Here is a 17582-nt window from a genome sequence, read left to right on the forward strand (position 1 = left end):
CCGTTCCTACTTTCCCCACATGGAAATGGAAAAGCGAGACTCCAATCATCCAGGTGAGATGGGAATCGACGCCTCGCTCGCCGAGCGACAGCGCCACCCCGAGGAAATCAACGCCCGAGGCCGTGCCGTCGAGGTCCTATTGGACGCCGGCGTGCCCTTCCTGGTCGGAGGCGCCTACGCCTACTCCACCTATACAGGCATCTACCGGGACACGAAGGACCTGGACCTGTTCCCCCGCAAGCACGACGCCCAGTTGGCGCTCAAGGTCTTGGAGAAGGACGGCTGGCGCACCGAGCGCACCGACGAGGCGTGGCTCTACAAGGCCTGGCGGGGCGACTACTTCGTGGACTTCATCTTCTCCTCGGGCAATGGCGTGGCCACGGTGGACGACGAGTGGTTCGAGCACGCGCGCAAGGCGCCGGTGTTCGGCCACGAGTGTCTGGTGTCCCCGGCCGAGGAGACCATCTGGTCCAAGGCCTTCGTCACCGAGCGCGAGCGCTATGACGGCGCGGACATCAACCACCTCATCCTCAAGATGGGGCATGGGATGGACTGGGTGCGCCTGCTGCGCCGCTTCGACCGGTACTGGGAAGTGCTGCTCAGCCACCTGATGATGTTCCGCTTCGCCTACCCCTGTGAGCGGGACCTGGTGCCCACGTGGCTGATGACGGAGCTCATGTCGCGCACGCTCGACACGCTCAAGGAGGGCAACTGGGGCGAGCGACTGTGCCGCGGCACGCTCATCTCCAAGGTCAACTACATGGTGGACATCAACCACTGGGGCTACGGGGACGGCAAGTCCTGGGACGAGCAGCAGCGAGAGAAGGGAGCGGCACGTGGCACGGGATGCGAGCTCGAAAATCCGTTTGGCGGCGGTCGGTGATCTGCACTGCCGCGAGGATCAGCACGGCCGCTTCCGGCAGCTCGTCAAGCAGGTGAACGCGGAGTCGGACATGCTGGTGCTCTGTGGCGACCTGACGGATCGCGGCATGGTGGAGGAGGGCAAGGTGCTCGCCGAGGAGCTGTCGGCCCTGCGGGTGCCGGCGGTGGCGGTGCTCGGCAATCACGACTACGAGCACAACCTGGCCAAGGAGATCTGCGGAGAGCTGTCGCGCGCGGGCGTGCACATGCTGGACGGCGATCACTTCATCTTCGAGAAGGTGCTGGGCGTGGCGGGCGTGAAGGGCTTCTCGGGCGGGTTTGGCAACGCCACGTTGCAGTCCTTCGGCGAGGGCCAGACGAAGGCCTTCGTGCAGGAGGCGGTGCACGAGTCCCTCAAGCTCGAGGCGGCGCTCAGCCACCTGGACACCCCGAAGAAGGTGGTGATCATGCACTACGCCCCCGTGCCGGAGACGCTGGAGGGCGAGAACCTGGAGATCCGCCCCTTCCTGGGCACCAGCCGCCTGGCGATGCCCGTGGACCACTATGGCGCGGAGGCCGTCTTCCATGGCCACGCCCACCATGGCTCGCCCGTGGCGAAGACGAAGGGCGGCATCCCCGTCTACAACGTGGCGATGCCCCTCATGACCCGGCTGCACCCCGACCAGCGCTTCCTGCTGCTCGAGGTGTAGCCCTTTCAGGGCGTGCCGGTGGCGGCGGGCGCGCGCTCCAGCAGCGCCTCGAGGGTCAGGGGCAGGCTGTCGATCGTCTGCTTGTTCAGCTCCAGCACGTCCTCGGACGAGCCCCGGCCCCAGACGCGCTGGGGCTTGCCCGGCACCGGCGCGCCCACCCATAGACGGGCGATCACCGTGCCCGAGGTGTCCATCAGCGACACACCCGCGGACGTGTTGGTGATGCCATAGCGCGACCAGTTCCTGGGGTTGGAGTCCACCCGGGTCTCCGCCTCCAGCTTCTGGAGGGAGCCCAACAGGGAGGCCACCGTGAACTGCCTCGCCCGGCCCGGCATGGGGGACACCACTTCCCAGCGGTTCGAATCCATCGACGTCTCCAGGACGATGGGCTCGCCACCGCCCGGGGGGTGGACGGCGATGCGGGCCACCGCGCCGAGTGGGACCGAGAGCGCCTGACGGCTCTTGAACTCCAGCGGCGACAGATCGACGGCGTTGAACAAGGAGGAGTCCACCTGGGCCAGCACGGGCTCTCCGGGCGCCTCCCTCAGCGCGAACACCAGCCGGTGGCCCTTCACCTCGACCTCCGCGATGCGCGCGCGGATGGCCTCTCCCATGGTGGGCACGAAGCTCAGCTCCACCTGGGGCTTCTCCAACGCCTTGCGCACCTGGGGCTCCAGTTGCTCATCCGGGAAGCCGAGGGCCACGCGGTCGTGGATGTCCGACACCAGCTGCTCCACCCGCTTGAGGGCCGCCGGCATCTCCACCGGCCGCACCAATTCCCAGGGTCTGTCGGTGGTGAGCCGCTCCAGGGTGTAGTGGTTCTTGCGCGCCTTCACCTCGATGCGGATCAGCGAGCGCTCCTCCACGGGGAACACCCGCGGATCCCTCCACCCGTCGGTGTTCTTGAAGAGCGCCAGGCGCAGCGCGCCATGGGCCTGGTACACGCGCGGGTCGCCCTCGCGCTGGACGTAGAGGGAGCCATCGAAGTTGTTGCTCGCGCCCACGTGGAAGGTGAACGTGTGCTGGCGCGAGGGATCCTCGGCGCCGCCGCCCTGGGCGTCCGGCACATAGGCCCGGGCCATCACGGTGGCGCGGGGCGGTTTCAAGCCGTAGCGCACCAGGTCCTCGTCGGTGGGGTTCTGCTCCAGGGCCTCCTTGAACTTCGCCTCGGCGAGATCCCGCGCCAGCGTGTCCACCAGGAGCCGGTCCGCCGGGCCGGGTCGCGGCGAGGTGATGCGCCAGCCCGCCGCTTGCCGCTCCATCACCGTCTTGCCCTGGGGCACGTCCAGGGAGATCCAGGTGATGACGGGCGGCACCCGGGGGGTGCTCCCGGTGCCCGCGTCGGGGGACTGGACGTCGAGGAGCGCGGTGGGCGCCTCGGGCTTGGGCTCCCTCCGCGCGGAGTCCTTTCCCTCGAGGTACGCGTAGAGGCCGAGTGCCACGGCCACTCCCACGGCGGCCAGCATGGAGACGACGTTCTTCTGTCGGGAGTTCACTGATTGCGCCTCGCGAGCCAGATGGCCAGGCCCACGCCGAGCAGCGACAGGGGCAGCACATCGGTGGAGATGAAGCGGATGCGGCCGAGCAGTGCCGCGTCCAGGGGGAAGGAGGAGGTGGCCCGGTCCGGGGGACGGATGGTGATCTTGTCGTCCTGGTGGGTCGCCCAGCCGAACACGTTCATCACCAGGTTGCGGTTGCCCTCGTGGCCCCAGTTGCTGTTGAACAGGAGCTCCGAGTCGCCCACCACGACGAAGCGCGTTTCGTCCGAGCGCCGGAGTGGCCCGGCCCGGGTGTCGCGCGTGCTGGCGATGACCAGGGGAATCTGCCCCTTGCGCTCGTTCTCGTTGGGGACGGGCTTGTCGTCCGGGGTCGTCTCCACCCAGCCGAAGGGCGAGGTGAGCACCACCGCCTGGGGTTTCACGTTCGCGGCCAGGACGTCGGTCCGCAGGGTGAGGCCCCGCGCCGTGGGGAACTCGGTGTTGAGCTGCCGCTGGCGCAGGGGTTTGACGAGCTCGTGATCATTATAGAAGAGCGACAGCACGACATAGGGGTTGCCGCCGTTGAACTGCGCGTCGGCGACCACGCCCGGGTCGATCGCCACGCCATACGCCGCGAGCAGGCCCGCCATCTCCGGACCGGACTCGCCATAGGCCTCGGCGAAGTAGATGAGCCTGCCTCCCGCGGCGAGATAGATGCGCAGGGACTCCACCTCGGGCGCGCTGAAGGGCGCCTTGGGCCCCGCGATCACCACCAGCGAGGTGTTGGGTGGCACGCTCGTGCCTCCCCCGAGGTTCAGCTCCCGGGGGGCGTAACCCTCCCGGATGAGCTGCCGCTTCATCTCCGACAGGCTCACCGTCCGCCCCTTCTGCCCGGGGCGGGAAACGTCCTGGTCGAGGGGCCACTCGCCGTGGCCGATCGTGAAGTACACGCGCCGCTCGCGGCCGCTCATGAGCCGGGCGATGGCGTTGGTGAGCTCCTCCTCGCTGACGACGTTGAGCAGGACGTGCGCCTGCTGCTCGCCCTCGCCGCGCGTGAGCACCACCTGGGTCTGGCCGTCGCGCAGCTGGTACTTCGACGCCAGGTCCGGGTGGCGGCGCGGATCCTTGAAGGCGTAGTCGAAGCGCTCGGGCGCCTCCAGGTGGTAGCGCTCGAAGGTGGTGCGCAGCCCCTCGTAGGCGGGGTGCTCCGGGGGGATGAAGGCCACGGCCTGGATGGGCTCGCTCAGACCCGCGAGCGTGCCGAGCGTCTGGGCCGACAGGGTGAAGACCTGGCGCTCCGTCAGATCCCAGCGCCGGTTCTTCTGGTGGGCGAGGTAGTTGAGGGCCACCAGCGCGCCCAGCACCGCGAGCACCGTCAGCGCGGAGTTGGCGAAGAAGAAGCTGGAGCGCCGCGAGGCGAACTGGCCGAACTGCTTGAAGTTCGTGGCGAAGTACACGCCCACGAGCACCGCGCCCACCAGCGCCTTGATGGCGAAGACCGTGAGCGAGCCCGAGGTGATGAAGAGGGTGAAGGGGCTGGAGAGCAGCAGCAACAGCCCGAAGACACCCAGGATCCTTCCGATGTTGGCCGTTTTCACGCCCACCGCCGTGACTCCACCGCGCGGTGGCAGAGCAGCAGCGCGAGCACGATGACGGACACGAAGAAGACGGGCGTCTGGGAGTCCAGCACGCCGCTGAGCATCCCCGACAGCTGCGAGGAGAAGGAGATGTAGTTGAGCACGGAGCGCACGGGCTCCTCGGTGTTCTGGGCGAGTCCGCGCAGCAGCATCCACGGCAGGAGCACGGCGAAGGTCACCAGCGCGGCCACCATCTGGCTCTGCGTGAGCGCGGAGATGAACAGGCCCAGGGCCATGCAGGTGGCGCCCCACAGCAGCAGCCCCGCGTAGCCGAGCAGCACCGTGCCCCACTCGATCGCGGTGCCGGACTCACCCGCGCCCAGCCACGTGAGCAGCAGGGGGAAGATGAGCGTGAGTCCGAGCGTGGCGGTGACGATGCCCAGCCCCCCCAGGTACTTGCCGAGGACGATCTCCACGGGCCGGATGGGCGAGGCCATCAACAACTCGAACGTCTTGTTGCGCCGCTCCTCGGCGAACAGCCGCATGGACAGGAAGGGCACCACGAAGATGGTGATGATCATCACGCTGTTCCAGAAGGGCACCATCACCCCGTCGGTGAGGTTGCGGAACATGGGGGGCACCTGCTCCCAGCCCGCCTGCCGCGCGTGGGCCTGGGCTCGCTGGAAGTCGGACAGGCCCGAGACGAAGAAGAAGGACGCGATGGCCTGCATCGCCGTGAAGACGGCGTAGGCCCACGGCGTGGTGAAGTAGATGGACAGCTCCTTGCGGGCGATCGCCAGGGCGGTGCGCAATGGGGGCCTCCGGGGGATGAGGGAAGTTCAGGCCGCGGTCAGCTTGATGAAGATCTGCTCCAGGGACACGTTCTCCGCCTTGCCGCCATGCGCGCGCACGAGCTTGCCAGGCGTGTCGTGGGCCACCACGTGGCCCTGGTGGAGGATGAGGACCTTCTCGCACGTCATCATCACCTCCGGGAGGATGTGGGTGGAGAGGATGACGGTGTGCTTGCCCGCGAGCCCCTTGATGAGGCCGCGGATGTCGGCGCGCTGGGTGGGATCCAGGCCCTCGGTGGGCTCGTCGAGGATGAGCACCGGGGGCGAGCCGAGCAGGGCCTGGGCGATGCCCACGCGTTGCTGGTAGCCCTTGGACAGGTTCTGGATGACCCGGCCCATGACGTCGCCCAGGCCGGTGAGGCCGCCCACCCGCTCCACCTCGGCGTTCAGGCCCCGGCCGGGCAACTGCTTGAGCCGCGCCACGAAGCGCAGGTAGCCCACCACCGTCATCTCCGGGTACAGCGGCGGCGTCTCCGGCAGGTAGCCGATGCGCCGTTTGACCTCCAAGGGCTGCTCGAAGACGTCGAAGCCCGCCACCCGGGCGCTCCCCTCGGACGGGGGCAACACGCCCGTGAGGATGCGCATGGTGGTGGACTTGCCCGCTCCGTTGGGGCCCAGGAATCCCAGGATTTCCCCCTCGGCGACCGAGAAGTCCAGGCGCTCCACGGCGACGCGCTCCCGGTAGCGCTTGGTGAGCTGGCGGACCTCGATCATGGGAGGCATGAGCGGCTCCGGGGGGTGGAGGGAAGGGAAGGGCGGCAGGCCTTGTGCATGAAGGGCTTCCAGTGTGTCTTGCCGGACACACCCAGAGGTTACCCGTGAGCGTCGCGGGGCCCTAGGAACAAAGCAGCGGGTGGTTCATGCCAATCGTGGTGCAGAAATACGGCGGCTCCTCGGTCGCCGATGTGGAGAAGATCCGCCGGGTCGCACACCGGGTGAAGCAAACGCGCGAGCGCGGCTACCAGGTGGTGGTGGTGGTGTCGGCCATGGGTGACACCACGGACGAACTGCTGGCGCTGGCCAAGAAGGTGTCGGCGGACCCGCCGCGGCGCGAGCTGGACATGCTGCTCACGTGTGGCGAGCGCATCTCCATGGCGCTGCTGTCCATGGCGTTGCAGGAGCTGGGCGTGGGCGCCATCAGCTTCACCGGCAGCCAGAGCGGCATCATCACCACGGACGCGCACTCGCAGGCGCGCATCGTGGAGGTGCGGCCCTACCGCATCGAGGAGGCGCTGGCGAAGGAGCGGGTGGTGATCGTCGCGGGCTACCAGGGGGTGTCCTCCCAGCGCGAGGTGACGACCCTCGGGCGCGGGGGCTCGGACACCACGGCGGTGGCGCTGGCGGCGGCGCTGGACGCGGAGGCCTGTGAAATCTACTCGGACGTGGACGGCGTCTTCAGCGCGGACCCGCGGGTGGTTCCCGAGGCGAGGAAGCTGGACTCCCTCTCGTACGATGAGATGCAGGAGCTGGCGAGCGCGGGGGCGAAGGTGCTCAACGCGCAGGCGGTGGAGTTCGCCAAGGCGCGCGGCATCGTCATCCAGGCGCGCACGGCGCATGCCCAGGGCAGCGGGACGGCGGTGCGCGAGCAGGGCGCGCCCACGGATCCGCGGGTGCGGGGGGTGACGGCCGAGACGGAGATGGCGGTGCTCGCGGCGACGGTGGAGTCCGGGCGGGTGGCGTCGTTGCTCGGCTTCCTGGACGCTCGGGGGGTGAGGGGCCGGGCGCTGGCGTTCGATGGGTTGCTCGGGCGCGAGGGGCGGGTGTTCATCGCGGTCCCCTTGCAGGACGTGCACGGCCCGGAAGTGCTCCAGCGCGAGCTGGGCGAGCACTTCGGGGGGGCGGTGACGTGGTGCGAGGACGTGGGCGCGGTGACGGCGGTGGGCGCGGGGCTCAACGCGGACTGGAGCTACCTGCGCCGGGCGTTGGGCGTGGCCGAGCACCTGGGAGCCCGTGTGCATGCGGTTCACACTTCCCCCCTGCAACTCACGCTGTTGGTGGACAAGCAACACTTGAAGGCGCTCACGTTGGGCTTGCATCGCGACTTCCTCGGAACGTGATCGGCCTTTTCTGTCCAGGCCGCTACTCAACCTGGGGCACATCACTTCCCAGGCCAGGGCTCGTGCTTACCGTGGGACCCCCAAGGGGAACGGGAGACAGGCATGGGAGACGGTCGGAACATCATCGGCAGGTGGGTGGCCCTGGGATTGCTCCTGGGTCTCGGGGGCGGTTGCAAGGAGAACATCGCGCCGCGGAACGAGCCCGCTCAGGACGCGCCTCCACTGCAGATTCCGGATGGGGGCGTGCCGGACATCACGGATGGCGGCGCGCCGCATCTGCCGGGGCCCGGTGACGGGAGCACGCCGCCCTCGCGGCCCCCGCACGATGCCGAGCTCATCCGCAAGGAGAACGCGAAGCCGGGCACCCGGGCCTGGAAGGTGACCAAGGGCGCCAACAACAACGAGATCGAGGGCTACGCGCTCGTCTCCACGGTCTCTCCGGGGGAGGGGGTCTCCATCGCGGTGTCGGTGAAGGATGGGCCGCGCAAGTTCTCCTATGAGGTCTACCGCCTGGGCTACTACGGGGGCACGGGGGGCCGCGAGGTGCTGCGCGGAGGCCCGTTGCAGGCGGTGCCCCAGACGCCCTGTGCGCCCCAGCGTCCCACGGGCCTGGTGAGCTGCACCTGGAAGCCCACGGTGGAGATCGAGACGGACGCCAAGTGGGTGCCCGGGGTGTACGTGATGAAGCTCGTGCGCGAGGACAACTTCCAGCGCTACGTGCCCTTCTTCGTGAGGGATCCGCATCCGGCCTCGGAGGTGATGGCCATCATCCCGACCTTCACCTGGCAGGCGTACAACGTGTGGGGCGGCACGAGCCTCTACGACGACAAGCCCGGCATCACCGGAACGGGACGCGCCTTCCAGGCCTCGTTCGATCGGCCCTACTACCGCAACTTCGGCGCGGGCCACCTGATGGACGACGAGCATGGGCTCATCCTGTGGCTGGAGGCGCAGGGGCTGGACGTGACGTACGTGACGGACGAGGAGATGGATCGCAGCGGAGAGGCGCTGAGCCACGCCAAGGTGATGGTGATGTCGGGCCATGACGAGTACTGGACGCGCACGCAGCGCGACCGGGCGGACAAGGCCCAGGCCGAGGGCCGGTCGATCATCAACCTCGGCGCCAATCAGGCCTACTGGCAGGTGCGGCTCGAGCCCGCGCCGGATGGACGGACGGACCGCATCATCACCTGCTACAAGGGCGACAAGCGCGATCCGGTGGGACTCAAGAGCCAGGACGTGTCGACGAAGTTCCGGGATCTGCCCACGAAGCGTCCGGAGAACGAGCTGCTGGGCGTGATGTTCTCCGCCCGCTGGCACCAGTTCGCCCACCCCGTGGTCATCACCAAGGAGGACCACTGGGCGCTCGAGGGCACGGGCCTCAAGAACGGGGACACGCTCTGGCGCGCCAACGGCTACGAGCAGGATCAAGTGGTGCAGAACGGCAAGTCGCCCGCGGGCCTGGACGTGCTGGCCGAGTCGCCCGCGCTGTCACTGCAGGGGGCCTTCGGCTTCGGACAGATGGTGGTGTTCCGCAAGGGCAACGCGTGGGTGTTCTCGGCGGGCGGTATCGACTTCGTGCACACGCTGGGCATCACCGAGGCGGGGGATGATCGCGCGGCGCGCATCGTGGCCAACGTGCTCTACAAGGCCCTGGGCCGCCCCGTGCCCGATGATCTGGTACGGATGAACTCGCCGTCGCTGCCCCCGGCCAAGGGGCCCTTCGCCTCGAACGTGCGCACCGTGGCGGGCCAGGCCGGCAAGCGGGGAGATCAGGATGGAGGCCCGGGCAAGGGCCTGCTGGCGGCGCCCGTGGCGGTGGCGATGCTGCCCGATGGGGGCTGGGCGGTGGTGGACGCGATGGCCAACAAGGTCAAGCGCGTGGCTCCGGACGGCACCATCTCCACGCTCTCCCAGGTGCGGCTCAACGGCCCGCTGGGAATCGCCGCGGACGCGCAGGGCAACGTCTACGTGGCCGATTCGGACAACTACTGCATCCGCCGCATCACTCCGGACGGCACCACGACGGTGTTCGCCGGGGCGGAGATGGAGGCGGGCTTGACGGATGGCAACGCCGCGCTGGCGCGCTTCAACCAGCCCGCGGGCCTCTTCGTCACGCCGCAGAGCGAGTTGCTCGTGGCGGACCTGGGCAATGGCGTCATCCGGCGCATCGATCTGCTCACGCCGGGCAACCCGGTGACGACGCTGCCCTCCAACGCGTGGATGTACCGGCCCTCGGCGGTGGCGCAGGGCCCGGACGGCACGGTGTACGTGGTGGAGACGGGCATGATGCGCGTGCTGGCCCTGACCAACGGCACGGTGCGGGTGCTGGCCGGCGCTCCTCCCGGTGGCTTCGCGGACGCGAACGGCGAGGACGCGCGGATGCTTCCGTACATCGGGCTCGCGGTGCTGCCGGACGGCAGCGTGGCCTTCTCGGACCCAGGCAACTACCGCGTGCGGCGCATCACCCCGGATGGGAACGTGACGACGCTCGCGGGCTCGGGACGCTTTGGCGCGCGCGATGGCCAGGGGGAGCAGGCGGACCTGGTGGTGCCCGGAGGGCTCGCGGTGGGTCCGGACGGCACGCTGTACGTGGCGGACTCGGGCAACGCGACCCTGCGCGCCATCACCCGCTGAGCGGGCGCCGTCCCGCCGAAGCCCTCGTCTTCCGCCGCGCGCGGGGGGCGGGGGCTTCGCCGTTTCAGCGGCCCATGCCGCGAGGGCCTCCTGGCGGGGGACCCGGCCTCATGTCCGCCTCCTGGATGAGCCGGCGCCGATCGGGCGTGTCCTTGGGCATCTCCACGAAGGCGCACATCTCGCACAACCGGCTGTAGATGCGCTCCCCCACGCGCTCGCGCAGAAGCTCCGTGTCTCGCGCCGCGCTCTTGGCGTCCTCCGTGGAGCGGTAGCCCGAGGGGGCCGAGGAGCGGGGCGCGCGGCGCTCGGGCTCCAGCGAGTAGTTCGTCGCGAAGAGCGTGGTGCGGCCCGCGTTGTAGCGCCGGGCGATGAGCTCATCGAGCGTCTCCATCTCGAACTGGCTGCCGCGCCCCTTGCCCATCTCGTCGATGGCCAGCACCGTCACGTCCGACAGCGGGCCGATGATCTCCCCTCCGCTCTTGCCCTCCTGGAAGCCGCGCCGGATGGTGGCGTAGAGCAGGGAGATCTCCACGTAGCGCGCCTCCAGTCCCACCTCGAGCACCAGGTGCTTGAGCGTGGCGGCCAGCAGGTGCGTCTTGCCGGTGCCCACGGGGCCGCTGAGCATGAAGCCCTTGTTCACCCCCGCCTTGTCGTAGTGGTGGGCGAAGTGCATGGCGAGGTTGCGCGCCCGATCCTGGGCCTCGTTGGCGGCGCGGTAGTTCTCGAAGCTCGCGTGCGAGGTGACGCCGGGCAGGCCAATCTCGTTGAAGTGGGCCACGCGCTTCATGCGGTGCTGGCACACGCACGGCACCAGCACCTCGTAGCGCTTGGGCCCCACCTTGGCGCTGAAGGTCTGCTCGCGCACCTCGTACGTGTAGCCGCGCCCCTCACACAGGGTGCAGTGCTCCGAGCACGTACACACCCGCGCATGGGCCCGGTCTCCCCGCCGCTCGATGACGTAGGTCCGCCCCTCACACACGCCACACACCGCGCCGCTCGACTTGGTGACCATGGCCTTGCGCCATAGCAGAGCCGCCCGACGCGCGTCAGCCCCCCTACGCGTCCCCGAGCCCCAGCCGCCGCCGCACCGCCATGAGCAGCCGGAAGCGGCGCGACAGCCGCCGGGCATGGGCGGACATGAACCCCGCGTCCGAGTCGGCTCCGCTCGCCGTCCGCCACAAGGCGCGCCGCTCGGGGAAGGGCAGGGCGCGCAGCAGCACCAGGCTCACCAACGTCTCCTGGGCCTGCATGCGCTCGAAGTCCTGGGGCACCTCGCGCGCCAGCATCGCGAGCAGCCCTTGAATCCGGGGCGCGAGCGCGGGCTCCGTCTCGGCCAGTTGGGTGAGCGCGGCCGTCCACTGCGCGTGCCGCAGCTCCTCGAAGGTCCGCCGGGCCGGGCGCCGGACTCCCTCGCCCGCCCCCGCCGCGCGCTCGCGGTAGCGCTTGATCTCCGCCTCCACCTGCCGGCGGCAGGCCCGCAGGCTGCGCAGCACGGGCTCGCCGGGCCGCGCGTCCCACAGCGCCTTCTCCGCCGAGCGGGCGATCCCCCGCGCCACCACCTCGAAAGGCACTCCCAGTGCGGCCCACGCCGTCACCAACTCCGTGTCCAGCGCGGACAGCATCAAGCCGCTCCCGCGCAGGGCCAGGAAGTAGTCATGCACCAGTTCTTCGAAGCTGGCGCTCTCGGGCAGGAGGCTCATGGGCTGCTACATCTTCCTTGGTGGGCGAACGGACGGCCAGAAGCAAGCTCCTCCCTTACCAGGGCGCCCTGACATGGCAAGGCGCACGTCATCTTCCGCACAGTCCTTCTGGAAACTTTCCGTGGAGAACCAGGCAAGCCGACGTGCCCTGAGGGGCCTGTTGACCCGCCCCAACGCACCGCGCATAGTGCCGGGCTTCGCAGACCGAAATTCCCGAAGAGTCCCGGACACTTGCCAAGCAGGCAAGCCAGCCCGCCGGGAACCCCCGCAGAGGAAACACATGCGCCGTAAGCTTCTCCTCAGCCTCCTGCTCCTGGCTGCCTCGGTCGAGGCCCAGGAAAAGAAAACCCCGCGCGAATCCAAGCTCGTGAAGAAGAGCTCCACGGCCACCGTGGACAAGTCGCTCGCGGGTGACATCAGCCGCAAGAAGGAGAAGCAGGACAACGCGCCCGCGCTCCAATACGACCAGTTCCAACTGGGCGTGGAAGGGCAGGTGGCGTCCAAGCGCCGCGAGCAGATCGAGTCGCTCAAGAAGATCATCTCCCTGTCCGCGGACCCGAAGGAGCAGCCCTCGCTGCTCTTCCGCCTGGGCGAGCTCTACTGGGAGGAGTCGAAGTACTACTTCTTCGACGCCAACCGGAAGGATGACGATCTCATCGCCGCGATGAACGCCGGAGACGCCGCGGGGCAGACGCGCGCCAAGGCGGCCAAGGCGGAGCTGCTCCAGCGCTCCAAGCAGTACGGCAAGCTCGCGCTCGAGCAGTACACGAAGATCGTCCAGAGCTATCCGGACTTCGAGCGCTCGGACGAGGTGCTCTTCTTCCTGGGCACCAACCTCATGGAGGACGGCCAGGACCGCAAGGCGCTGGTGGCCTTCAAGCGCCTCATCGAGAAGTTCCCCAAGTCCAAGTACATCCCGGACACGTACTTCGCCTTCGGCGAGTACTTCTTCAACAACTCCAAGGGCAAGCCCGCGGACCTGGAGAAGGCGCTCGCGGCCTACAAGAAGGCCGCCGAGTTCCCCGAGAGCCAAGTGTACGCGTTCGCCCTGTACAAGCAGGGCTGGTGCCACTTCAACCTCACCGACTACATGTCCGCCAAGGACAAGTGGAAGGCGGTGGTGCTCTACGGCGAGCTGGCCGGCTCCCAGGCGGTGGCGAAGGATCCCAACGCGCCGGCCAACAAGAAGGGCAACTCGCTGGTGCGCGAGGCCCGGCAGGACTACGTGCGCGCCTACGCCCGCGAGGGTGACGTGATGCTCGCGCGCGAGGACTTCTCCAAGGTCGCGACCAATCCGGAAGACCGCTTCACGATGCTCAAGGGTCTGGCCAACCTCTACTACGCGGATGGCAAGGACCGCGAGGCGGCCATCACCTACAACTCCCTCATCAAGGAGAAGCCCCTGTCGCCCGAGGCTCCGGGCTTCCAGGGCCGCATCGTCGACATCGTTCTGCGCATGGGCAACAAGGACCGCACCGTCACCCAGGTGCGCCGGCTCGTGAAGATCATGAAGGAGGTCGAAGGCTCCGGAATGATCAAGGACGAGAAGGATCAGAAGGCGCTCGCGGAGGCCAAGGACCTGGCCGAGCGCACCCTGTCCAACCTCGCCGTCACCTGGCACAACGAGGCGAAGAAGACGCGCGAGGAGGCCACGTTCGGCTACGCCGACATGATCTACTCGGACTACCTCACGCTCTTCCCGGACAGCCCCAAGGCGTACGACCTGCGCTTCTTCTGGGCGGAACTGCTCAACGACAACCTGCAGAAGTACGACAAGGCCGCGGCCAACTACACCCTCGTGGTGTTGCAGGACGTGAAGCTGCTGGAGGCCAAGGACGAGGAGGGCAACCCCAAGCCGGGCAAGCCCGGCAAGTGGCTCAACAACGCCGCGTACAACGCCGTGCTCGCCTACGACGAGATGGTGAAGGACGCCGAGAGCAAGGGCCAGTACAAGGACGAGGTCAGCAAGGACATCCGCAAGAAGGCCACCATCCCCGAGGGCAAGAAGGACCTGCTGGAGGCGTGCGAGCGCTACCTCAAGTACGTGACCAAGGGTGACAAGCGGGTGGAGATCGCCTTCAAGGCGGCCAACATCTACTACCGCCACAACCACTTCGACGAGGCGGTGCTGCGCTTCAGCGAGATCGCGCTGGGCTCGCCCGACTACAAGTTCGACACCGGTGAGCGCGCGGGCGAGGTGGCCGCCAACCTGGTGCTCGACTCGTACAACCTGCTCGAGGACTGGTCGAAGGTGAACGAGTGGGCGCGCCGCTTCTACAACACGGAGAAGCTCGCCACGCCCAAGTTCCGCGAGGAACTGTCCAAGGTCATCGAGCAGTCGGCGTTCAAGCTCGTGAGCCAGTTGGAGGCCAAGGGCCAGTTCGCCAAGGCGGCCGATGCCTACCTGTCCTTCGTGGCGGACTTCCCGCAGACGGAGATCGCCGACGTGGCGCTCTTCAACGCGTCGGTGGACTACTACAAGGCCAAGATGCTGGATAAGGCCATCCAGGTGCGCCAGGGCATCATCGAGAACTACCCGAACTCGCGCTTCGTGCCCGAGTGCATCTACAACAACGCGGAGGCGCTGGAGGCCATTGGTGACTTCCGCGAGTCCGGCGACGTGTACGAGCAGTACGTGCGCGGCTACGAGGCGAGCAAGGGCGGCGCGCCGGTGGCGCGTGCCTCCGCCAAGAAGGGCAAGGGCGCGGTCGTCTCGGACAAGCCCGGTGCTCCGCAGAAGTGGGAGGAGTCCAAGGCCCAGGTGGCGCTCTTCAACGCGGCCACCTACCGCGAGGGTCTGGGTGACTACAAGGCGGCGCTGGCGTTGCGCGAGCGCTACCTGAACCTGTGGCCCAAGGCGAAGGACGCCGAGGAGATCTCCCTGTCCATCGTCGACCTGCACGTGACGACGGGCAACTACGGCAAGGCCCTGAGCCTCCTGGAGGAGTACGAGCGCCAGAACATGCGCAGCCCGAGCAAGATGCTCATGGCCGAGGGCCGCATCGTCGACATCTACGAGAACAAGATGAAGCGCCAGGGCGACACCAACCGCCTCTACGCGCGCATCCTCGACTACTACGAGAAGCTGCCCAAGCGCCTGCAGCAGGGCCTGGACAAGTCGGCGCTGGCCCCGGTGGCGCGCGCGCAGTACCGCAGCGTGGAGCCGGACTTCCAGCACTACTCCCGCCTCAAGCTGTCCTGGGGCCGGCCCGCCAGCCCCGACAAGCTCAAGGCCTCCATCTCGGAGAAGAACGCCTCGCGCGAGGTCGTGGAGAAGAAGTACGTGCAGACGGTGTCGCTCGGCGCCGCCGAGACGGGCATCTGCGCCCTGCACCGCATCGGCCTCATCTACGACAACTTCGCCGACAAGATGATCAACGTCCCCATGCCCCCGGGCATCGACGAGGAGACGGAAGGCGCGCTGCGCGAGGAGTTCGGCAACCAGGCCCTTCCCATCAAGGACACCGCCGCCAACACGTTCGCCACCGCCGTGGCCAAGAGCCAGGAGCTGGGCGTCTACAACGACTGCGCGGCCGAGAGCCTCAAGATGCTGCGCACCACCTACCGCCCGGAGCAGTTCCCGACGATGGTGGAGGAGAAGATGCCCCTCACCAAGGGACTCGACCTGGCCATCGGCGGGGACATGCTCGCCGCCATCCAGGACGTGCCTCCGCCGGTGGTGGATGACTCCGCGAAGGAACAGAACCAGACCCAGGAGGCGGCCGAGGACGTGTCGGACCTCGCCAAGCGCCTCCAGCAGCAGACGGCTACCCAGGTTGACGGCCCGGCCGCGCCCACCAAGGAGGGCACGCCCAAGAGCAAGGCCGGCACGGACGAGCAGGAACCCGAGGACTTCCTCTAATGAATCGCCCCTCTTTCATGATGCGCCCCCTCCTCCTGGCCGCCGCCGCGGCGCTCTTCGCCGCGGGCTGCGCGGGCACCAAGGCCGCCGGTCCCACCACGGACGCCACCAAGTCGCTCAAGCCGAACGAGCCGCAGTCCATCTCCAACCGCGCCAAGCTCCTCTTCGAGGACGCGCTCGGTGCCTACGAGGCCCAGAAGAAGGCCGGCGCCATCGACTACCCGTCGCTGGAGCGCAAGTTCAACGCCGCGCTGAGCGCGGACTCGGGTCTGGCCGAGGCGCAGTACAACCTGGGTGTGCTCGCCGAGCGGCAGGGCAAGACCCAGGAGGCCATTGGTCACTACCAGGCGGCCCTCAAGACCAAGCCGTCGCTGCGTCAGGCCTCGGAGAACCTGGCGGTGATGGCGCAGAACGCCGGGGACGTGACCGGAGCGGTGTCCCTCTACCAGGGCATCCTGAAAATCTACCCGGACGACGCCAACAGCCGCGCGCGGCTCGCGGAGATCTACCGGCAGACGGGTGACCACGACAAGGCCATGGAGTTCGCGCGCGCGGCCCTCATGCGCGAGCCCCAGTCCGTCACCGCCTACAAGGTGATGATGCGCAGCTACCTCGAGCGCAGGCAGCTCGCCATGGCCAAGCTCGTGGCCCTGCGCGCGCTCAAGATCGACCAGAACGATCCCGAGCTGCACCACACCATCGGCCTCGTGCTCCTGCAGGAGGAGAAGAAGGACGATGCGCGCCTGGAGTTCAAGCGGGCCGTGGAGGTGCGCGCCGACTACGTTCCCTCGCACGTGGCGCTCGCCCAGCTGGAGCTGGACGTGGAGAACTACCCCGGCGCCGAGGCGCACCTGCGCCGCATCCTCCAGTCCAACAGCAAGAACGCCGCCGCGCACCTGAACCTGGGCGTCGCCCTCAAGGGCCAGGGCCAGTTCGACAAGGCCATGCAGGAGTATGACGAGGCGGAGAAGCTCGACCCGAACATGGCCGCCATCTACTTCAACCGCGCCGTGCTCCTGCACCGCAACAAGGGCGTGCCCGAGCGGGCCGTGGAGCTGTACCGCAAGTACGTGGCCCTGTCCGGAGGCGAGGTGGCGCTGCCCGCCGAGCACCCCCTGTTCGCGCTGATGCGCGAGGCGGAGTCCATCGTCCAGGCCCAGCGCGACGCCGTCCTCCAGGAGGAGCAGGCCAAGAAGCTCGAGGAGCTGCAGAAGCAGCAGCAGGAACTCATGAAGGCCGAGGAGGCCAAGCAGGGCACGGTCACCAACGCCGCGGGCACCGACGCCCCGGCGCCCACGCAGCCCGCGGCGGCCGTGCAGCCCGCGGGTGCCGCCGCCCCTGCCCCCGCCCCCGCCCCGGCGCCAGCTCCGGCGGGCTCTCCGCAGACAAATCCGCCCAAGGCGGATCCGAACGAGCCCTCCGACGACCTCTTCTAGCGAGGGGTTTCGTGGTGCCAGTGGCGGGTAGGGGGGGATTGATGCGAACCTTCATGACGTACTCGGCCCGCCGGTGAGGCGGGCCGCCCGGAGACAGTGATGCGCAAGCTCCTGATGCTGTGTGGAATGTTGACCGTGATGCCGGCCCTGGCCCAGGAGGAAGGGGCCGCGGGCGGCAAGCAGGCGGGGGGCAAGGCCGGCAAGGGCGGCCCCCAGACCATCGATTTCGAGGACGACACCATCGAGGGCGACCTCACCAAGCCGGACGGCGAGTACGTCGAGGCGCGCAAGAAGGTCCAGCACTCCAACCTCATCCGCATCCGCGAGGACTTCGAGGACAAGGTGATGCAGTCCGTGGGCGAGCTTTGATTCAACTCGCCGGGAACCCATCGCCGTCCGCGTTGTCCTAGCCC

General features: G+C 68.4%; 13 protein-coding genes. 7 read left to right on the top strand and 6 right to left on the bottom strand.

The genetic code is table 11. From position 1 onward, the window contains the following. Positions 1 to 58: 58 nt before the first annotated feature. Positions 59 to 883, top strand: a complete 825-nt coding sequence (locus MEBOL_RS29660) for a nucleotidyltransferase (RefSeq protein ID WP_095980588.1) — start codon at positions 59 to 61, stop codon at positions 881 to 883. After that, positions 867 to 1571 carry a metallophosphoesterase family protein gene (locus MEBOL_RS29665; protein WP_095980589.1) on the top strand — a complete coding sequence of 235 codons (705 nt, stop codon included), beginning with the start codon at positions 867 to 869 and terminating at the stop codon, positions 1569 to 1571. Before MEBOL_RS29660 ends, MEBOL_RS29665 begins: the two co-directional genes overlap by 17 nt. Before the next feature lie 5 nt (positions 1572 to 1576). Here the strand turns inward: MEBOL_RS29665 and MEBOL_RS29670 are convergent, their stop codons facing one another. Genes MEBOL_RS29670 through MEBOL_RS29685 form a run of 4 tightly spaced genes read right to left on the bottom strand, consistent with a single transcriptional unit; the run spans position 1577 to position 6191 of the window. After that, on the bottom strand, positions 1577 to 3067 hold the full coding sequence (locus MEBOL_RS29670; RefSeq protein ID WP_095980590.1) for a DUF4340 domain-containing protein: 1491 nt from the start codon (positions 3065 to 3067) through the stop codon (positions 1577 to 1579). Beyond that, entirely contained in the window at positions 3064 to 4653 is a 1590-nt protein-coding gene (locus MEBOL_RS29675) for a GldG family protein (protein WP_342747677.1), read from the bottom strand. The genes MEBOL_RS29670 and MEBOL_RS29675 overlap by 4 nt, the downstream gene beginning before the upstream one ends. Then, complete coding sequence (locus MEBOL_RS29680) at positions 4644 to 5438, bottom strand: ABC transporter permease (protein ID WP_095980591.1); 795 nt, start codon at positions 5436 to 5438, stop codon at positions 4644 to 4646. Before MEBOL_RS29680 ends, MEBOL_RS29675 begins: the two co-directional genes overlap by 10 nt. Positions 5439 to 5465: 27 nt before the next feature. Continuing rightward, positions 5466 to 6191, bottom strand: coding sequence for an ABC transporter ATP-binding protein (locus MEBOL_RS29685; protein ID WP_095983088.1), 726 nt, complete (start codon positions 6189 to 6191; stop codon positions 5466 to 5468). Between the two features lie 146 nt (positions 6192 to 6337). Between MEBOL_RS29685 and MEBOL_RS29690 the strand changes: the two genes are divergently transcribed. Both MEBOL_RS29690 and MEBOL_RS29695 read left to right on the top strand, forming a co-directional pair. Beyond that, positions 6338 to 7534: an aspartate kinase gene (locus tag MEBOL_RS29690; protein WP_095980592.1), complete on the top strand. Its 1197-nt coding sequence runs from the start codon at positions 6338 to 6340 to the stop codon at positions 7532 to 7534. Between the two features lie 102 nt (positions 7535 to 7636). After that, positions 7637 to 10171, top strand: coding sequence for a N,N-dimethylformamidase beta subunit family domain-containing protein (locus MEBOL_RS29695; protein ID WP_095980593.1), 2535 nt, complete (start codon positions 7637 to 7639; stop codon positions 10169 to 10171). Positions 10172 to 10235: 64 nt separating this feature from the next. Here the strand turns inward: MEBOL_RS29695 and MEBOL_RS29700 are convergent, their stop codons facing one another. Then, positions 10236 to 11183, bottom strand: a complete 948-nt coding sequence (locus MEBOL_RS29700) for an ATP-binding protein (protein ID WP_095980594.1) — start codon at positions 11181 to 11183, stop codon at positions 10236 to 10238. A 43-nt stretch (positions 11184 to 11226) separates the two neighbouring features. Continuing rightward, the gene (locus tag MEBOL_RS29705; RefSeq protein WP_095980595.1) at positions 11227 to 11871 is read right to left on the bottom strand and encodes a hypothetical protein; all 645 of its coding nucleotides are present in this window, start codon (positions 11869 to 11871) and stop codon (positions 11227 to 11229) included. Positions 11872 to 12151: 280 nt separating this feature from the next. On the opposite strand from MEBOL_RS29705, the gene MEBOL_RS29710 reads away from it, so the two are divergent. The 3 genes from MEBOL_RS29710 (at position 12152) to cglF (ending at position 17538) form a co-directional block, all read left to right on the top strand. Continuing rightward, a complete protein-coding gene (locus MEBOL_RS29710; protein ID WP_095980596.1) occupies positions 12152 to 15733 on the top strand; it encodes a tetratricopeptide repeat protein in 3582 nt (1193 codons plus the stop codon). Beyond that, the gene (gltE, locus tag MEBOL_RS29715; RefSeq protein WP_095980597.1) at positions 15733 to 17169 is read left to right on the top strand and encodes an adventurous gliding motility TPR repeat lipoprotein GltE; all 1437 of its coding nucleotides are present in this window, start codon (positions 15733 to 15735) and stop codon (positions 17167 to 17169) included. Before MEBOL_RS29710 ends, gltE begins: the two co-directional genes overlap by 1 nt. A gap of 99 nt (positions 17170 to 17268) precedes the next feature. Continuing rightward, entirely contained in the window at positions 17269 to 17538 is a 270-nt protein-coding gene (gene cglF, locus MEBOL_RS29720) for an adventurous gliding motility protein CglF (RefSeq protein WP_095980598.1), read from the top strand. Positions 17539 to 17582 lie beyond the last annotated feature (44 nt).

It is taken from the genome of Melittangium boletus DSM 14713, assembly GCF_002305855.1.
Taxonomy (GTDB): Bacteria; Myxococcota; Myxococcia; order Myxococcales; family Myxococcaceae; genus Cystobacter; species Cystobacter boletus.